At 46.6% G+C, this 18,255-nt stretch carries 17 protein-coding genes; 7 read left to right on the top strand and 10 right to left on the bottom strand.

The genetic code is table 11. The features are described from left to right. Genes AC1HCU_RS10040 through AC1HCU_RS10030 form a run of 3 tightly spaced genes read right to left on the bottom strand, consistent with a single transcriptional unit; the run spans window position 1 to window position 1,786 of the window. Complete coding sequence (locus AC1HCU_RS10040) at window positions 1-798, bottom strand: TPM domain-containing protein (protein ID WP_480365630.1); 798 nt, start codon at window positions 796-798, stop codon at window positions 1-3. Next, window positions 776-1,198 carry a TPM domain-containing protein gene (locus AC1HCU_RS10035; RefSeq protein WP_480365628.1) on the bottom strand — a complete coding sequence of 141 codons (423 nt, stop codon included), beginning with the start codon at window positions 1,196-1,198 and terminating at the stop codon, window positions 776-778. The genes AC1HCU_RS10040 and AC1HCU_RS10035 overlap by 23 nt, the downstream gene beginning before the upstream one ends. Window positions 1,199-1,204: 6 nt before the next feature. Then, window positions 1,205-1,786, bottom strand: a complete 582-nt coding sequence (locus AC1HCU_RS10030) for a LemA family protein (protein WP_480365626.1) — start codon at window positions 1,784-1,786, stop codon at window positions 1,205-1,207. A 198-nt stretch (window positions 1,787-1,984) separates the two neighbouring features. Here AC1HCU_RS10030 and AC1HCU_RS10025 point away from each other — a divergent pair, with 198 nt between their 5' ends. Beyond that, window positions 1,985-3,553: a DUF3078 domain-containing protein gene (locus AC1HCU_RS10025; RefSeq protein ID WP_480365624.1), complete on the top strand. Its 1,569-nt coding sequence runs from the start codon at window positions 1,985-1,987 to the stop codon at window positions 3,551-3,553. A gap of 6 nt (window positions 3,554-3,559) precedes the next feature. Here the strand turns inward: AC1HCU_RS10025 and fmt are convergent, their stop codons facing one another. The 6 genes from fmt to recR are packed head-to-tail and all read right to left on the bottom strand — an operon-like array spanning window position 3,560 to window position 8,625. After that, window positions 3,560-4,537 (bottom strand): methionyl-tRNA formyltransferase, encoded by a 978-nt coding sequence (gene fmt / locus AC1HCU_RS10020; RefSeq protein ID WP_480365622.1) that lies wholly within the window; start codon window positions 4,535-4,537, stop codon window positions 3,560-3,562. Window positions 4,538-4,549: 12 nt separating this feature from the next. Further along, window positions 4,550-6,340: a chloride channel protein gene (locus AC1HCU_RS10015; protein WP_480365620.1), complete on the bottom strand. Its 1,791-nt coding sequence runs from the start codon at window positions 6,338-6,340 to the stop codon at window positions 4,550-4,552. Window positions 6,341-6,377: 37 nt separating this feature from the next. Continuing rightward, window positions 6,378-6,941 carry an L-threonylcarbamoyladenylate synthase gene (locus AC1HCU_RS10010; RefSeq protein WP_480365618.1) on the bottom strand — a complete coding sequence of 188 codons (564 nt, stop codon included), beginning with the start codon at window positions 6,939-6,941 and terminating at the stop codon, window positions 6,378-6,380. Between the two features lies 1 nt (window position 6,942). Next, window positions 6,943-7,506, bottom strand: coding sequence for a GNAT family N-acetyltransferase (locus AC1HCU_RS10005; RefSeq protein ID WP_480365615.1), 564 nt, complete (start codon window positions 7,504-7,506; stop codon window positions 6,943-6,945). Next, complete coding sequence (locus AC1HCU_RS10000; protein ID WP_480365613.1) at window positions 7,499-7,996, bottom strand: hypothetical protein; 498 nt, start codon at window positions 7,994-7,996, stop codon at window positions 7,499-7,501. The genes AC1HCU_RS10005 and AC1HCU_RS10000 overlap by 8 nt, the downstream gene beginning before the upstream one ends. Further along, window positions 7,993-8,625 (bottom strand): recombination mediator RecR, encoded by a 633-nt coding sequence (gene recR, locus AC1HCU_RS09995; protein ID WP_480371153.1) that lies wholly within the window; start codon window positions 8,623-8,625, stop codon window positions 7,993-7,995. The genes AC1HCU_RS10000 and recR overlap by 4 nt, the downstream gene beginning before the upstream one ends. A gap of 232 nt (window positions 8,626-8,857) precedes the next feature. Here recR and AC1HCU_RS09990 point away from each other — a divergent pair, with 232 nt between their 5' ends. From AC1HCU_RS09990 to AC1HCU_RS09965, 6 genes are all read left to right on the top strand, one after another. Next, on the top strand, window positions 8,858-9,790 hold the full coding sequence (locus tag AC1HCU_RS09990) for an NAD(P)-dependent oxidoreductase (RefSeq protein ID WP_480365611.1): 933 nt from the start codon (window positions 8,858-8,860) through the stop codon (window positions 9,788-9,790). Between the two features lie 121 nt (window positions 9,791-9,911). After that, window positions 9,912-10,991, top strand: a complete 1,080-nt coding sequence (gene serC / locus AC1HCU_RS09985; protein ID WP_480365609.1) for a 3-phosphoserine/phosphohydroxythreonine transaminase — start codon at window positions 9,912-9,914, stop codon at window positions 10,989-10,991. A gap of 158 nt (window positions 10,992-11,149) precedes the next feature. Further along, a complete protein-coding gene (locus AC1HCU_RS09980) occupies window positions 11,150-11,938 on the top strand; it encodes a hypothetical protein (RefSeq protein ID WP_480365607.1) in 789 nt (262 codons plus the stop codon). Window positions 11,939-12,097: 159 nt separating this feature from the next. Next, on the top strand, window positions 12,098-12,460 hold the full coding sequence (locus AC1HCU_RS09975; protein WP_294070875.1) for a BlaI/MecI/CopY family transcriptional regulator: 363 nt from the start codon (window positions 12,098-12,100) through the stop codon (window positions 12,458-12,460). 25 nt (window positions 12,461-12,485) lie between these two features. Next, window positions 12,486-14,510: a TonB family protein gene (locus AC1HCU_RS09970; RefSeq protein WP_480365605.1), complete on the top strand. Its 2,025-nt coding sequence runs from the start codon at window positions 12,486-12,488 to the stop codon at window positions 14,508-14,510. Between the two features lie 88 nt (window positions 14,511-14,598). Next, on the top strand, window positions 14,599-15,909 hold the full coding sequence (locus tag AC1HCU_RS09965) for a tetratricopeptide repeat protein (RefSeq protein ID WP_480365603.1): 1,311 nt from the start codon (window positions 14,599-14,601) through the stop codon (window positions 15,907-15,909). Between the two features lie 10 nt (window positions 15,910-15,919). Here AC1HCU_RS09965 and AC1HCU_RS09960 read toward each other — a convergent pair whose 3' ends face one another. After that, on the bottom strand, window positions 15,920-18,241 hold the full coding sequence (locus AC1HCU_RS09960) for a transglycosylase domain-containing protein (protein ID WP_480371150.1): 2,322 nt from the start codon (window positions 18,239-18,241) through the stop codon (window positions 15,920-15,922). Window positions 18,242-18,255 lie beyond the last annotated feature (14 nt).

Genomic DNA, 18,255 nt, shown 5'->3' with positions numbered 1-18,255 from the left:
TTACCAGCTACCGCCGGCACCTCCTCCACCAAAACTACCACCTCCTCCACCGCCGAAGCCTCCACCGCCGAAGCCTCCACCGCCGAAACCTCCAAAGCCTCCTCCTCTGCGGCTGCCTCCTGTCATGGGCGGAAAAAATATGGGTGGGATACCGCCTCTACGATGTCCTTCACTGTCGATATGTTGATCTCCACCGCCCGAGAAAAAGATGAAAAGAAGGACGAGGATAAGGACCAGAACGATGATTGCAATAACCGGAATGCCTTCTCCCTCTTGTTCATCCGCCGTGAACTCACCCGACAGGCGGGCAATCATGGCATCTACAGCGGCATTCACACCGCCGAAATAGTCTTCTTCAATGAAATAGGGAATCATTTCGTTGCGAACGATACGTCCGGCAAATGCATCGTTTATACGTGCTTCAAGGCCATATCCTATGGCAATAAAAGCCTGTCCCCGGCTGTTTCCCACTTTAGGCTTGATGAGAATGACCGCGCCGTTGTTTTTACTTTTCTGTCCGATGCCCCATTCTTCGCCCAACTGAAAGGCGTAGTCCGAAGCAGGGTAGCCACCGAGGTCGTTCACGGTGACCACATAAATTTGTGTGGAGGTAGAGTCGTTATATGCAAGCAGTTTTTGTTCAAGTGATGTCGTCTCGGCAGTGGAAAAAAGTCCGGCAAAATCATTGACCAGGCGATAAGGTACCATGGGTGAGGGAATATCCTGGGCCTTTACCCCTGCAGTCAAAAACAGGAGCACCGTGAATAACAGTGTTTTACTCTTCCAGGATAACCTCATCGCCAAGTTCATTTATATTGTTTTCCATCGCCGGAAACTGTACCCTGATCAGTTCGCCCACCTTGCCCACACCTTTGGATATTCCCTCAACAATAAGTCCTTTCCTGAAAAAGGAGAGCATTTCTGCCAGTGCATCTTCCCAGAAATCGTCCCGCGCCGCATCGTTTATTCCTTCATCACCCACAATGGCTGCTTTTTGATCGGTCGGCGACACGTAAATAAGCACGCCGTTTCTGAGTTGTGTGGTATCCATCTTCAGCTGCAGGAATTTTCGTAATGCCGCATCCAGAGGGTCGCCTTTACAGTGTCTGGCAACACATACCCGTATTTCACCCGAGGTGTGACTTTCGGCACTCCTGATCGATTCTGATATTTGATTCAGCTCTTCTTTGTGCAGCATAATGTATTAAAACACCACTTCCGGTGCTGCTTGTGATTCGGGTACTGCTTCAAAGTATGCTTTTGGTTCAAATTTAAACCATCTTGCATAAATCACCTGCGGGAACTTGCGGATGTAGGCATTGTAATCCTGTGCCGTCTGGTTGAATTTATTACGTTCCACGGAAATACGGTTTTCCGTGCCTGCCAGTTCATCCTGCAGTGCAAGGAAATTCTGATTCGCCTTCAGCTCGGGGTAGTTTTCCTGTATCAACAACAACCTGCCAAGTGCCTGGCTCAACTGATTCTGCGCCTGTTGATATTCCTGCAGGCTTTCGGTGGTGAGATTTTCCGGGTTGATGGTGGTCTGTGTAGCCTTGGCCCTGGCTTCGGTTACCTGTGTAAAAGTTTCCTGCTCGTGTGTGGCATATCCTTTCACAGTGTTTACCAGGTTTGGAATCAGGTCTGCCCGCCTCTGATAGGAATTTTGCACGTTTCCCCATTGTGCCGTAACGGCTTCCTGTTTCTCTACCATCCTATTGTATCCCTGGCAGCCTGTGAGAGCCATTGCTCCGATCATCAGCAGTAAAACGAATGATATCTTTTTCATCGTGAAATAATTTTATTGTTCTTTACATTACAGGGCGAAGTTAATCTATTTTCTTTGAATCCTGAGTATAATTAACAGTTGAAATGGGGTATCGATCATTTACATTCCCGATAAGTAAAACTTTTTTTATACCTTTGTCGTTAGGAAGAATGAAAGATGATTTATTGTAATTTCCTCAGAGAAGAATAAAAAATCAGTATGAAACGACTCCTCCCCCTAATTTTGGCATTGTTTGCATATACTGCATTATGCGTGAAGGCAGGCGCAGCCCATGCTTCATCGGCAAACCCGCAGGTGTCCGACTCACTTGAACTTTTTCGCGATATTACCGATATCAGCAGACAAATTGAAAGACAAACGCTGTCGGAAGACCAGACACAGCCGGAAGGTCTGCAGCAGTCGGTCACCCTCTTGCAGAATACTGACAGGTTGTCACAGGATACGGCATCTGTTCGCATTAAACCATTATTGCAAGTCAGTGATTCACTGGTTTTCCGAAACCCGCTCGATTCACTCTATTTCAGAAAAGAAAACGGTACTTTACATTTACCCGTTCCTCATAATAATTACGACAGGATGCGGGGGCTCACCTTTCGTGATACGCTCTTCTACAATCCACTGTTCCTGCCCATGATCTTTAACGGCAGGATGCTTCCCCGGGATCTGTCATTCTATCCTCCGAAGGAAGAAGCTGTAGCCGGATCACTTATTTCTTCCGATAAAACACTTGCTCCTGCTTTGGCTCACGGCGATTTCGTGCAGCGCGTGAGGAGAGATTACTACATGCAATATCCCGATCGTATCCGGTATTCCGTCTTGAACTTCGATTCGCTCCCGCGTGTAAAAAGTGGTGACGAGATCGTACGCGAAACATTCAATCCGTTTCGAGAACTGTTAAAGTCGGAGACAACCTACTCCCTGGAAGCACCGGGAGTAGAGGGGGCTACCATTAACCGGAAATACTGGATACGCTCCGGTGAGCACTCTTTTCAATTCGCCCAGAATTATTTCTCGGACAACTGGCACAAGGGAGGGACTAATAACCTGAATTTCAATAGTTATCATGTGCTTAGGGCAAACTATAATAAGGAGAAGGTAAAGTTTAATAACACATTGGAGTGGCGGTTGTCGATTTTTAATGCGCCTGACGACACCCTGCGGAGATATCGTATCGGCAATGACCTGATTCGTTATTATGGTGATTTTGGTGTGGATGCTTTCCTGAAAGGATGGTCTTACTCGATGAATATGGAGGCAAAATCACAACTGTTCAACTCCTATCCTCCCAACTCAAATGTGTTGCGTTCGGCCTTTATCGCTCCTCTATACGTGAATGCTGGTGTGGGTTTGAAGTTCAATCTCGACAAGCGTTCGGAGAAAGTACGACATCGCAGGTTCAAGTGGGATCTGTCCATTTCTCCCATATCCATAAATTATAAATTCGTGGGAAATGATTCGGTGAATGTGAAACGATATGGTATCCCCGAAGGGAGGCGGTCGGTACTCGATATGGGTTCCACTATTACTTCCATCATAAAATATGATATAACCCGGTATATTACCTGGGACTCACGTCTGACTTACTTTACCAGCTACGATAAGGTGATGTCTGAATTTGAAAACAGCCTGAATATGGCGTTGAGCAATGCATTTTCCACACGTATCTATGTGAATGTGCGTTATGATGACGACGTGCCCCCCGATCCTAATCTGAAGTACTGGCAGATCAGCCAGACACTTAGCTTCGGGCTCAACTACAAGTGGTAATCCTGATCAGTGGAGACGGGCATTTTCGGGGAAAACATATCCACGCAGGAAATCGGTTACTTCCATTCTTTTTTTACCGGATAACTGAAGGTCGGTGAGCCTGATGGCTCCATCCTTTACCACTACATGAAGAAATGTTTTATTGTCGGTGATAATGGTGCCCGGCACCAGGGTGGTATTGCCTCCTTCCACCACTTCTCCTCCATATAACTTTAATCGCAGCGGTTCCGCCGTTTCACCTGCATATATTTCCGTCCATGCGGTGGGATAGGGAGAGAGACCGCGAATAAAATTATACACTTCGACTGCCGTTTTGTACCAGTCTACCCGGCATGTCGCGGTAAAAATCTTTGGGGCTGTCTTTAATACGGGATCATTGGCTATCAGATCTCTTTGAGGGATGGTTGTCACGTTGCCCTGCGTGATGGCATCGACCGTCTTCAGCACCAGTTTTGCGCCCATGACCATCAGCCTGTCGTGCAGTATACCCGCATTGTCATCCTCATAAACCGGAGTCTTTTCGCGGAAGATAATCTGGCCGGTATCAATTTCGTGAGAGAGAAAGAAGGTGGTTACGCCGGTTTCCTCTTCTCCGTTGATGAGTGCCCAGTTGATGGGTGCAGCGCCACGGTATTGGGGGAGCAACGAAGCATGCAGATTAAATGTTCCCCCGGGAGGCATGGACCATACTACCTCGGGAAGCATCCGGAAGGCCACCACTACCTGTATGTCGGCCTGTAACATTTTCAATTCATGCAGAAAGGTTTCCTCTTTCAGCTTTTCGGGTTGCAGCACTTTTAATCCATGCTGCAGGGCATACTGTTTTACTGCCGAGGGCTGCAACTTGTATCCCCTGCCCGCCGGCTTGTCGGGCATGGTTATGACACCCACCACATTGTATTTATTTTCGACGAGTGCTCTCAATGACTCAACCGCAAACTCGGGCGTGCCCATGAAGACAATACGCAGTGTTTTCTTTTCCATTTTACTCATGTGTTATTCGTCAGTATCGGAATAATTTTCCACCAAAACCTCCCTGTAAGAGTTAAATACCGACGATTGGGACAAAATACCCAGATAAATTCCTTTTTCATTCACAACGGGCAGGTTCCAGGCTTTGGTGTTTTCAAACTTATGCATCACCTCTTCCATGCCGGAACCAATGGATATCTTTGCCGGAGCTCCCACCATAAACGTATCCACGGTGAACCGGTCATACAATTCCGGTCGGAACATGATGTTACGGATATCGTTCATCATGACTAAACCCAGAAGCATCCCTTCATTGTTTACGACCGGGAAGATGTTCCGGCTGGAGGAGGAGATCACTTTGACCACGTCGCCCAGCGTCATTTCCGGTGTCACAGTGGGGATATCTTTTTCCAGTAACTCTTCGATCTTCAGGAATGTGAGAACCGCCTTATCCTTGTGGTGGGTAATCAGTTTCCCTTTTTTGGCAAGCCGTATCGCATAGATGCTGTGCTTCTCAAAAACCAGAATGGTTCCGTACGATACGAGTGACGCAATCATCAGGGGAAGAAACAATTCATATCCCCCGGTCAGTTCGGCAATGAGGAAGGTGCCAGTGAGCGGTGCATGCATCACGCCGGCCATTACACCGGCCATGCCCATCAGTGCAAAGTTTTCCTGGGGCAGGTAGGTGGAGTAACCCAGCTGATTGAGTGTATAGGAAAAAATGAATCCCGCAATACAACCCAAAAACAGGGTGGGGGCAAATACTCCGCCAGTGCCACCTCCCCCGTTGGTTGCACTGGTGGCGAATACCTTGAAGAGAAGTACCAGCGAGAGAAAGACGATAATAGCCCAACGGCCTTCGAGGTTGTAAAAGAAACTTTCGTTGGTGAGCGAACGAAAAGAGTTGTCCCCGGCGAGTAATGTCTCAATGGTGTTGTATCCTTCGCCAAACAGCGGCGGAAAGAAGAAAATCAACAGACTGAGCATCACCCCCCCCAGCATAAATCGCTTCCAGTTGGGTAAGCCATGGAATATATCTTCACACCAGCTCATGGTGCGAATCACGTAAAGTGAAATAAACCCGCAGAGGATGCCCAGTAAAATTACATATGGAATGCGATTGAGCGTAAATTGCTCTACCTGTGAGAAAGCAAACATGGCATCCATACCGTTGAGAAGGTATGATACGGTAGTAGCAGTTACGGCAGTTACCAGCAGAGGAAGGATGGACGACATGGTGAGGTCGAGCAATAGTACCTCGATAACAAAGAGAATGCCCGCCACCGGAGCCTTGAAAATTCCGGCGATGGCTCCCGCTGCGCCGCAGCCGACCAGTATCATCAGGCTGTGTTGCTCCAGCCTGAAGAATCTTCCCACGTTGGAGCCAATGGCAGAACCGGTGAGCACGATGGGAGCCTCCGCCCCCACGGAACCACCAAATCCGATGGTGATTGAGCTGGCTATGAGCGATGAATACGTGTTGTGGGGTTTGATGCGGCTCTTATGCTGTGAAATGGAGAAGAGTATTTTCGTCACGCCATGACTGATGTCGTCTTTCACCAGATATTTGACATATAACCCGGCAATAAGAATGCCTGCAATGGGCAAAAGCAGATAGGAGAAATTGAGATTGTCGCGGCTGAAGTTTTCGGTGAGAAAGACCTGGAGGAAATGGATGGATGTCTTTAGCATCCAGGCGGCCAGGGCAGTGAGTATTCCCACAAGAAAACAGATAAACAGCAGGAAATGGCGCTCCTTAATGTGTGCATCACGCCAAAGCAGGAACCGGTCGTGTATTTCTTTCAATTGCATTGTTTATATCTTCTGCTGCCAAAGATAATGAAATTCTTTACTTGCGGATGATATGAATGGTTCCGTCTTTTCCCAACTTCACAATGCCCGAAGGCTTGGCAGGTGTTGTTTCTTTTTGCCGGCAGGTTACAATATAATCGACTCCGTTTTTTATCTCCCCCGCAATCTGCGAAAATCGGGCCGGCGCCGGTTCACCGCTCACGTTGGCTGATGTGGAGACAATGGGTTTACGGTACTGACGACACAACTCCCGCGAAAAAGTTTCAGCGGTGATGCGTATGCCGATGCTGCCATCGGAGGCTATCAGGTTTGCTGCCAGATTTTTGGCACCATCGTAAATGATGGTGAGCGGCTTGTCTGTCAACTCTATCAGATCCCACGCTATATCGGGCACCTCCTTCACATAGGTTTGCAGTTTGGCCGGATTATCGAGTAATACCAGCATCGATTTGCTGTCACTGCGCTGCTTTAATTCATACACGCGTTGTACGGCTTCTTCGTTGGTGGCATCGCAGCCGATCCCCCAGATGGTGTCGGTGGGATAGAGAATGATTCCGCCGTTTCGCAAGATCTCACAGGCTTTTTTGATGTCCTCCTGCATATTATTCATTTTTATTGTTTACTGCTTCAAGTAATGGGTTTCTTCTGATTTTCTGCCATACATGTACATCTTCAAAATGGTCGTCCTTGAAAAGCCATTCCTTCAATGTGCCTGCTGGAAGGTAGCCTGCTTTTTTGAATAATTGCCTGCTCGCCTGGTTTTTTTCCGGCACAAAGGCATAGAGCTGATGGAAGGAGAGAAAGCCGAAAGCATATTCCTCCAGCAGCAACAATGACTGTAACCCGTAACCCCTGTTTCGCTGGTTTTCGTCGATGAGAATACCCACACCTGCCCTCCGGTGATGTGGATCAAAGTCGTACAGGTCGGCCATGCCAATCACCACTCCCGATGCCTGCATCTGTACCATGAGGCGTAACTGCCTGTCGGCATAAATATCCTGTTTCGATTCGGCAAGATACTGCCTGAAACTGAAACGGGAATAAGGAGCATTGGCATTGCCATATTCCCACAACCGGGTGTCATTTTCCCACTTGTAAAGCAGCTCCAGATCTTCCGGTTCGGGCGCACGCAGCAGGAGTTCCTTATTTTTCAGCAGTTTACTCATCTTCCAAAGGCTTCTGAGATTCATGCATGATCTGCTGTCCGGGATTGGAATCGGGCAGTTCCCACAAGTTTGTCAGTTCGGCCAAAGAAGGCCTGCAAAACAAAAATATGATGAAAAGTACAATCGTGAACCACATAAAATTACTGTTGCGCGAAAAACCAAACAATGTAATGTTCATTAACGTGACAGCACTGAGGGTATATAAGCGCATGAAATATATTTTTTTATATTTTTTGCCTGCTTCAATGGCCTTCCTGGGGCATGAAATCTTTTTCAACCGGTCGGCAAACAGTTTCAATGCTACCGGAATAGCAATGATGGTAATCATGATGGCATAGCGTTCCATGGTGACGCCGACCGGTAAAATATTTTCAGGAAAAGGAATTCCCCGGAACAATACCAGGAGAAACAACAGGAGAAGGAAAATCATATTCCCGTATAGATGTCGGCTCAAGTAGAGAATAATGCATGCGTCGGCAGTTCCTTTCATCTCGACAGTAATTTGTAGGATTCATCAAAGGGGGTTCTGTTTAGAATGGAGCGTCCCAGCGTCACCTCATCGGTATATTCAATCTCATTGCCCACGGAGACACCCCGGGCAATGATGCTCACCTTCACATGATAAGGCTGCAATTTGCGAAAGATATAAAAGTTGGTGGTATCGCCCTCCATGGTGGCGCTCAGCGCGAGAATAACTTCCCTGATGCCACCGGTTTTCACCCGCTCCTCCAGACTGTTAATTTCCAGGTCCGACGGGCCAATGCCGTCGATAGGGGAAATGATACCACCCAGCACATGATATAAACCGTTAAACTGCGCCGTCTTCTCAATGGCCATCACCTCCCTGATGTTCTCTACCACACAGATGACCCCATTGTTTCTTGTTTTATTGGCACAGATGCTGCATACTTCGGTGTCAGAGATGTTGTGACAGTAAGCGCAGTATTTTACTTCCCGTTTCAGCCTGAGTATACTTTCGGTGAAGTGTGTCACACTTTCTTCTTCCTGGCGTAACAGGTGTAGTACCAGCCTCAGGGCCGATTTCCTTCCTATTCCCGGAAGCCTGGCAAATTCGTTTACTGCATTTTCAAGCAGGGTAGATGGATAGGGGCTGTTCATCGTTTGTCTTATCTTACGCAAAGATACGATGAATCGGTTTACCCGACAAATTCTTTTAAATTGCAAAAGAAGGCTTTCACAGATACTTTGGTATTTAAAGTTTAATCCGTGTTTCTGATTTAAATTAAAATCCAGCGGCATTTTTTTACATCGATTTCGTGTTTTGTTTGATATAAGTTTGTAATTTTGTGGCTCTATAAATTTAGGAAAGTTTTAAAAAAAGAGGAGTAATATGAAGGTACTTTTGGCAACAAGTAAACCATTTGCCGTGCAGGCTGTACAAAAAATACAGAAAATCATTGAATCAGCGGGTCATTCATTCACCAGGCTGGAAAATTATACTGACAAGGCACAATTACTTGATGCTGTAAAAGATGTGGATGCTGTTATCATACGGAGCGATCTGATTGATCAGGAAGTGATGCAAGCCGCTCCCAACCTGAAAATTGTGGTCAGGGCCGGAGCAGGCTATGACAATGTGAATCTGGAGGAGGCCACCGCTCATAATATCTGTGTAATGAACACGCCGGGTCAGAATGCCAATGCCGTGGCTGAACTGGTATTCGGGTTGATGATTTTTATGCAACGCAATCGGTTCGATGGTTCCGTGGGACGCGAGATCAAAGACCGCCGGCTTGGCTTGTATGCTTTTGGCAATGTAGCTAAAATGGTTGCCAAGATTGCACGTGGCTTCGATATGCCCGTGTATGCCTATTCTCCTACGCTTACACACGACGACCTGCGAAAAGAAGGCGAGTATGGCGTGATCGCAGCATATAGTAACATTGAGTTGTTCCAGAGCTGCGACTTTATTTCCCTGCATATGCCCTTGCTGGATGAAACGCGTGACTGCGTGAATTACGAACTCATGTCATATATGCCGGAGGACGGTATGCTTCTTAACACCGCACGCAAAGAACTTCTGGTGGAAGAAGACCTGATCCGGCTCATGGAGGAACGTCCGCTATTTCAATTTGCTACCGATGTGAAGCCGGACAGACATGATGAGTTTCTTTCCAAATTCCCGAACCGTTATTTCTCAACACCAAAAAAGACAGGAGCCCAGACTACGGATGCCAATATCAATTCGGGTCTGGCTGCTGCAAAACAGATTGTCGCTTTCTTCAATAACGGCGACGAATGTTACAGGGTGAATAAGAAATAAACTGTCAACTTTCAGTATATCAGCTCTTTTGGGAGTCGAGTCATAAATATAGAAAAAGAGGAATAAATTCTCGGAACAACAGCATAGTGACGTCGGAAATCAGAATTTAATTATAATCAATATGAAGAAATACAATTTCAACGCGGGACCATGTGTATTACCCCGCCCTGCAGTAGAATCAGCCATTGAAGCGATACGCGACTTCGATAATACCGGCATTGGCATCCTTGAGATATCACACCGCACTCCCGGGTGGGAACGGATCATGAAAGAGACAGCCGACCTATGGAAAGAATTGCTGAACATTCCCGATAACTACAAAGTCCTTTTGTTAGGGGGTGGTGCCAGTACTCAGTTTTTTGAAGTTCCTGCAAACCTGATGCAAAAGAAGGCAGCCTACCTGCAGACCGGTGTCTGGGCAAAGAAGGCCATCAAAGAGGCTAAGTTTTACGGAGAGGTTGAAATTGTGGCTTCGTCGGAAGATAAAAACTATTCCTATATTCCCAAAGGATATACCATTCCGGTCGATGCCGATTATTTCCACATCACGACAAACAATACCATCTACGGGACGGAAATGCATGAGGATATCGACAGCCCGGTGCCTTTGGTGGCCGATATGTCGTCTGATATCATGAGTCGTCCGGTAGATGTTTCCAAATATGGCATCATCTACGGAGGGGCACAGAAAAACGTGGGACCTGCCGGTGTTGCCTTTGTGATCGTAAGGGAAGACATACTTGGCAAGATCAATCGTCCGCTACAGACAATGGTGGACTACCGCACCCATATCGGAGGTGCCGAGAAAGACCGTTCCATGTTCAATACACCCCCTGTATTCCCGATATTTGTCATGCACGAAACCCTGAAATGGGTGAAAGAGCTTGGGGGTGTGGATGCGATGCACAAAATGAACAGGGAGAAAGCGGAACTGCTCTATAACGAAATAGACCGAAACAAGCTTTTTGTGGGTACTGCTGCCAAGGAAGACCGTTCCATCATGAACGTCTGCTTCGTGATGAACGAAGAATACAAAGAGAAAGAAGCTGCTTTCCTCGATTTTGCGAAAGAACGTGGCATGGTGGGTATCAAGGGGCACCGGTCAGTAGGTGGCTTCCGCGCATCTATTTATAATGCATGCCCCAGGGAAGCCGTAGAGGCGCTGATTCAGTGCATGCAGGATTTTGAAAAGCAAAATTAAATTTTTCTATAGATCAAAAGAGGTGGGATCAAACATTGAATTCCACCTCTTTTATTTTTACCTATTTTAACTCGACAGCATGAACCTTTTTCATTCTCAAAGCCTTACTCTTTATATATAACATAATGCATGTTTGCATTAAACAAAACCTTTATGTAATGAAACAGAATCTTTTTAAAGTTTTTGCAGTGATAATGTTATTGCCGGCTGCATTTATTGGCTGTGAGCAAAACGACGATCTGGAAGGAATTGATTCGAAAAAAGTGACAGTGCAATTCAGGGCCGACAATGGCACAACTACCAGAAGCGCTGCTCAGGGTGAAACCCGTTTGATGCTTGACGAGGTTGTCAATGTATTGAATTTTAAAATTAATGTGGCGGAAATAGAGTTTGACTTTGATGATGACTTTGACGACGACCATAAATTAGCGACTCAATTTGGCGAAACCTATTCTTCCGATGATGATCTGGAACTGAAAGGTCCGTTCGAAGTCGATCTGATTCTAAATGGCGACTTACAGGCTAAAACATTGTTTTCAGGCCTCGAACTGCCCAACGTGGCTTTTGAGGAGATCGAGTTTGAAATGAAGAAAAACAGGAATGAAAATTCAGTACTCTACAATCAAACCATCCTGATTGATGGTGAGATAGCCGGAGTCCCGTTTATTTTTTCATCGGACAAGGAATTTGATTTTGAAATTGAATTCGATAAGCCATTTATCCCGGGTGAAGATTTGGGAGTTGCGGTTGATTTCCACATAAACCAGTTGTTTGCCAGTTCACTGAGCGGGATCGATTTCACAACGGCTGTTCCTGATAAAGATGGTGTAATCAGAATTTATTACAATGATCACGGTGAACAGTCACCGAACTATCAGTTGGGCAAGAAAATTTGGGAACGACTCGATGATATGATCGACTGTGATTTTGACGATGATGGTGATTGACGAATAATTATTCCCTAAAAAGGAGCTTTCAGCAATGGGGTTCCTTTTTTTATTTATATTTATTTAACGATAAAAAAGGGTAAATAGATTTGCATGTTACGAAAATATCGTAGATTTGCGGTATTAAAACAGTTTTTAATTCAATAAACTAAATGGACGATGGAACGATTGACTCCCCAGGAAGAAAATGTGATGTTGCTTGTGTGGCAGCTTAAAGAGTGTGCGATCAAGGATGTGGTTGAGAAGTTGGAGGAGCCCCGCCCTCCTTATACAACGGTGGCTTCCATCTTTAAAAATCTGGAAAGTAAAAGATATCTGGAGAAAAGAAGGTTCGGCAATGTGAAGGTTTTCAAGCCGCTCATTTCTGAAGCGGCCTATAAGAGGCACTTTCTTTCGGGGGTAGTACAAAGTTATTTCGATAATTCCTATAAAGAGCTGGTATCCTTCTTTGCCAAAGAGCAAAAGATCACTACGGAAGAACTCAGTGAGATCATACGCCTGATAGAAAAGAATCAGAAGTAGTTTTTTTACCGTTAATACGACAGCCATGTATCCCTTTTTAATTTATCTGATACAAGTCAACATCGCCTTGGCAATGTTTTATCTCCTGTACGCATTATTACTGAAAGGAGATACGTTCCTTCGCCTTAGGCGTTCCTTCTTTATGCTGGCAATTGTTTTCTCGCTGTTTTATCCCCTGTTTTCTGTTCCGGCGCTGGGAGAAGTGTTGAACTTCCGTTCCACTACCCCTGTGGACGTTGAAAGAGCTGTTTTTATTGAAGATCTCGATATGTCGATAGTGCCGGATGATGCGGCATCAGACGCCAGTTCTTTCCTGTTTCCCTGGGAACAAATCCTTACGGGACTCTTCGTAGTGGTTACGTCGTTTTTTGTGTTGCGATTTTTCTGGCAACTTTTCTCTATCGTGCGCATTCGTCTCCATAGTAAAGTAACGGAAATATCTGGGATCACCGTCTGTCAGTTGCCGGAAGATATGACACCCTTCTCCTTTTTCAAGTGGATATTTATCCATACCGAAAAGCATGCGGAAGCAGAGACCAGGCAGATTCTGCTGCACGAGCAAACCCACGTGAGACAGTGGCATTCGCTGGACATAATTCTTGTTGAGATACTCTCTCTCTTTTCCTGGTGGAATCCTTTTGTCTGGCTGATGAAGCGGGAGATGGCGATGAATCTTGAGTATCTGGCCGACAACGGCGTGCTTCGAGAAGGGATCGACAGCCGCGAATATCAGTTCCATCTTTTACGACTGACTTATCATGAAACTGCAGTTCAGATAGTAAACAACTTTAATGTATCACAATTAAAACAACGCATTATGATGATGAACAAAAAGAAATCGACCACACCCGTACTTGCGAAATATCTGCTTATTTTGCCTCTGGTTTTTATGCTTATAGCGGCAAATAGTGTATATGCAGCACGGAAGGAAACCAAATCAGGGCAAACAACAGGAGCTGTTCATGATCTACTTTTGGATGAAAGCGTATCATCGCCTGTCTTATACGATAGTGAAACTGAGAACGTGCAGGATCCCCCACCTGTAAAGAAAGAGGATCCTACGCAGGAAATATTTGTAGTGGTGGAAGATATGCCCGAGTTTCCCGGTGGAAACGAAGCAATGGTGCAATTCTTGGCTGACAATATCCAATATCCGGAAGTGGCGAAAGAGAATGGAATTCAGGGAAGGGTTACTTGCCAGTTTGTGGTGCTGAAAGATGGTACTGTTTCTGATGTGAAAATAATCCGGGGCGTAGATCCCTCCATCGATGCCGAAGCTGTTCGTGTGTTGGAGACGATGCCTGCCTGGAAACCTGGCAAACAACGTGGTCAGGCTGTAAATGTACAATTTACGCTACCGGTGGTTTTCAGCCTAAAGAAAGATGAATCGAAGATAATCATTGACGAGTTAAAGACGAATGAAAGAAGTATGTCGGTACAGGCACAGGTACAGCATAATTTTCTGTTTCCTGGCGGTAACAAGGAGTTTATGAGGTTTATTTCCGAAAGAATAAAATACCCGGTGGAAGCACAGGAAAAAGGTGTACAGGGAGTAGTGAATGCTTCGTTTCGGATAAATAATGCTGGAGATATAACCGGGGCAGAAGTGACGGGCGATTCGGATGAGATGGCAGCTTTGAACAACGAAGTGTTGCGGGTGATCAGGGAGATGCCTCGATGGGAAAAGGATGAGTATATGTTGGTTTCCGGCAGAGTGACAGACTCCGGTTCCCAGCCATTACAAGGTGCGTCCGTTATTATAAGAGGAACCGGTACCGGTATGATCACGGATGCAAACGGCCATTTTCAACTGAAAGTTCCTGCCGGAAGAAATACCCTGGCAATCTCTTTTGTGGGGTACAAAACGGAAGAGATATTGTTGTCAAACCTGAAATCATCAGGTGGAGAAATTATCACAAACTTACCGGTTGTTTTTAGATTGCAAGGGGATGACACTTCGAAATCGTTTACAGGGCCCGCATCTGAGAACACAATCGTTGTGGTGGGATATGGCGTGAAGAAGCAGCCCGAGATAAAAGATCCGAGATAAATTCATTATTATCTTTTTGTAAATCTTGCAGACTATTAAGGGAGGTTGCGAACGCATCGGACCTCCCTTTCACATTAATCAATGGTCAATGAAAATCAGACTTTTCATCTTTATTCTCCTTGCATCCCATATCATGTGTGGATATGCCCAGACAAGCCAGGTAGAGAAACTGATTGAAAATTATCGTTACCGCGAAGCAATTCAGCTACTCAAAGAGGCTTCCCAAAGCATGGAGAATATGCTTTTAATGGCAGATTGCTATCAGCAAGTCAACGACTACAATCCGGCGTTACGGATCTACGATTCACTTTCGGTCTGTTATCCCGAAAACAGGAACATACTGATGGCAGGGGCAGAATGTGCCTACCAGAGTGGTGATCCGGATCTGTCGCTTAGCTACTGGCAAAAAATAAATGAAGGCTCACCCGGCAACCTTTATTTGCAGACCAGACTGGCAGTGGCCTATTACCGGGCAGGAGACTGGCATGGTACCATCCGGACTTCGGAAGAAGTGTTTAAACAGGATTCAGTTCCCATGCTGTTGCGAATGGCCGGGGATGCCCACATCAACCTGAATGACGGGATGGGACTGGTCTATTATATGAAAGCGATTGAAAAGGACCCGGCCGATCATCTGGCATTGCGTAATCTGTGTGATTTTTACTACTCTATACAGTTGTATGATACCGTTGTCACACTCACCGACCGGTACCTCTCGGGAATCAACCCCGACCATAAATCCATTGGACAACTGAATGGAATGGCCCAGTATACATCCGGAAACTACCGGCAGGCAATCAAACGGCTGCAGCATAATGTGGAATTGGGTGACTCTACCTATACAACCACCTATTTTCTTGGAATGAGTTATTATGCGTCAAAGCTCTATTTTGATGCCACAAAATGGTTGGGAATTGCCTATGCTCGGGCGATACCAGAACCTGACGTGAACCTCCTTTATTACTACGGTACGTCTCTCTCCAGAACATACGACCGCAAAAAAGGGATACAGATACTTGACGAGGGAGTAAGCAAGATTGAAAAGCTGAAGGAAATGCTTTTCGATTACGAGGTGTCGCTGGCCGATGCCCATCACCGTTCGAAACAGTTCACAAGAGCCATAAGATATTATGAGTCGGCATTCAGTCGGCGTCCACAGACTCATTCCATCCTGTACAACGTAGCCTCTATCTATGACGAGATGAAGGATACGGAGAGGGCGCTGACCTATTACGAGCGTTTTCTAAAGACAGCTCCGGCTCAATTGGATGTGAATGGCAGTCCGGTGGCAAAAAGTGAGTTGGAAAAACTTACTACTACTGAACTCTTCTATAGGGCAGCTGCCCAGAGAGTGACGGAACTGCAAAGAGACCGTTTCTTTAATCAGGGAAAAAAGTAAGCTGTCCGCATCAATTGAACAGGTCGTCTATTCCCTCGTTATTCACCACCGGATCGTTACTGCGATAAAAATCGGGAGAGTAGCGCTGCATATCGTGACAGGGATCGAAACCGGCGGGTATCTCAAATACGCCGTCGTCGGTATAATTCAACTCGGAATCGGCATATATCTTCTGGTAGAAGATGCCCTGAATGGGGAGCGCCATGCTGGCTCCCTGACCGTATGCCATCCTGTCGAAATGGATGGAAGGTTCTTCACCGCCTACCCAGCAACCTGCCACCAGGTTGGGTGTGAATGACATAAACCAGCCGTCGGAGTTGTTGTTTGTCGTACCGGTTTTGGCCCCCATCTGTCCTTTCAGGTTATAAATTCTGCGCAGACGGCCTCCGGTACCCCCATCGACGACAGCTTTCAGCATGTCGAGCATCTTGTAGGAGGTGGTCTCGCTGAATATCTCCTTCATCTCCGGCACAAAGGAGGCTACCTCGTTGCCGTAAGAGTCCTCGATACGGGTCACCAGCATGGGTTCCACACGGATACCACGGTTAATGAAGGAGGAGTAGGCCCCCACCATCTCATATACCGATGCGTCATTGGGTCCCAAAGCCAGTGATACGACAGGGGGGGCAGGTGTTTTCAGTCCGAACGACTGTAACATGCGTGCAAAAGCGTAGGGGGAGAATTGCTTCATCAGGTAGGCCGTGACCCAGTTGTCAGAGTTCTGCAAACCCCATTTGATGGAGACAAACTCACCGTTTGCTCCACGTGAGTTGCGGGGAGTCCATTCCTCACCTGTTTCCGTGATCAGGGTTACAGGTCCGTGTATCATGCCATCGCAGGGGCTCATCCCCTCTTCCATGGCCAGCGTGTAGAGATAGGGCTTGATTGTTGACCCGATCTGGCGTTTGCCGGTGGCGACCATATCGTACTTGAAAAACTTGAAATCGGGACCTCCCACATAGGCTTTCACGTGGCCTGTCAAGGGATCCATGGCCATAAAGCCGGCGCGCAGAAAGTTCTTGTGGTAACGGATGGAGTCCCAGGGAGTCATCACTGTATCCACCTCCCTGTGATTCCAGGAAAATACTTTCATCTCTACCGGTTTTTCCTTGAAATTTTTGAGGATGTCGGCTTCACTGAAACCGGCTTTTTTTAATATATGATACCGGTCGGTCTGCTTCATGGCGGCGGTCATCAGGCTCTCCACCTGGTCGCTCACTTCGCTGGAGTAGGGCGCATATTTTTTTCCGGCTTTCTCCCGAAAGAACTGGTCCTGAAGGTAACCTCCCAGATGTTCTCTTACGGCTGCTTCTGCATGACGCTGCATCCGCTTGTTGATGGTGGAATAGATCTTGAGTCCGTCGGTATAAATATCGTAACTGGAACCATCTGCTTTCTTGTTCTTTTTGCACCAGCCGTACAGTGGATTCTCCACCCAGGCGAGTGAATCTTCCGTGAACTGTTGCCGTTTCCAGGAAGCATAATTCTTCCGGTTGGGCTTGTCGGCCATCATCATCTTAGCCAGGTGCTGCCTGTAGTAGGGGGCGGCAATATCCACATGATCCGAGCGGTTGAAATCAATTTCCAGGGGTAGTTGCTTCAATGAATCGGCCTCCTGCCGGGTGAGATGATTTGCCTTATGCATTTGGGATATCACCACGTTTCGCCTGTCACGGGTTAGGTCGGCTCGGCGGACAGGATTATACAGGGATGAATTTTTCAACATCCCGATCAGCGTGGCTGCTTCCTCCACTTTCAGTTCGCCGGGCCTTTTGTTGAAATAGGTGCGTGCAGCCGATTCAATTCCGACGGCATTGTAGTTGAAGTCATATTTGTTCAAGTAGAGATTGACGATCTCCTCTTTTGTATAGTATCGCTCCAGCTTCGCGGCAATCACCCATTCCACCGGTTTCTGGAAAAGACGTTGAAGCTTGTTGCTTGCACGGGGTGAATAAAGCAGTTTTGCCAGCTGCTGGGTGATGGTGCTGCCACCACCGCTCTCGGACTGGTTCAGAATTACCGTCTTAAAAATGGCCCTGCCCAGGCCTATGATGTCAATGCCCGAATGGGAATAATAACGGATGTCCTCTGTGGAAATAAGAGCATTGATAAGATGGGGCGAGAGCTCGGAGTAATCTATCATAATACGGTTGTCGTCACTCTCAGAATAGGTGAAGAGCAGGTCGTTGTCGGAAGAGATTACCTGTGAGGCATATTTGTCGATCGGGTTTTCCAGCTCATTAATATCGGGCAGGTATCCCAGGGCTCCTGTTGAAACGAGTGTAAAAAAAAACAGTGTCCCGGCTACGATGAGCCCGAAGACACCCCACATGGCCTTTACAATAT

Source organism: Proteiniphilum sp. LBM24028 (assembly GCF_056629195.1).
This window is presented reverse-complemented; position numbering and strand designations above follow the sequence as displayed.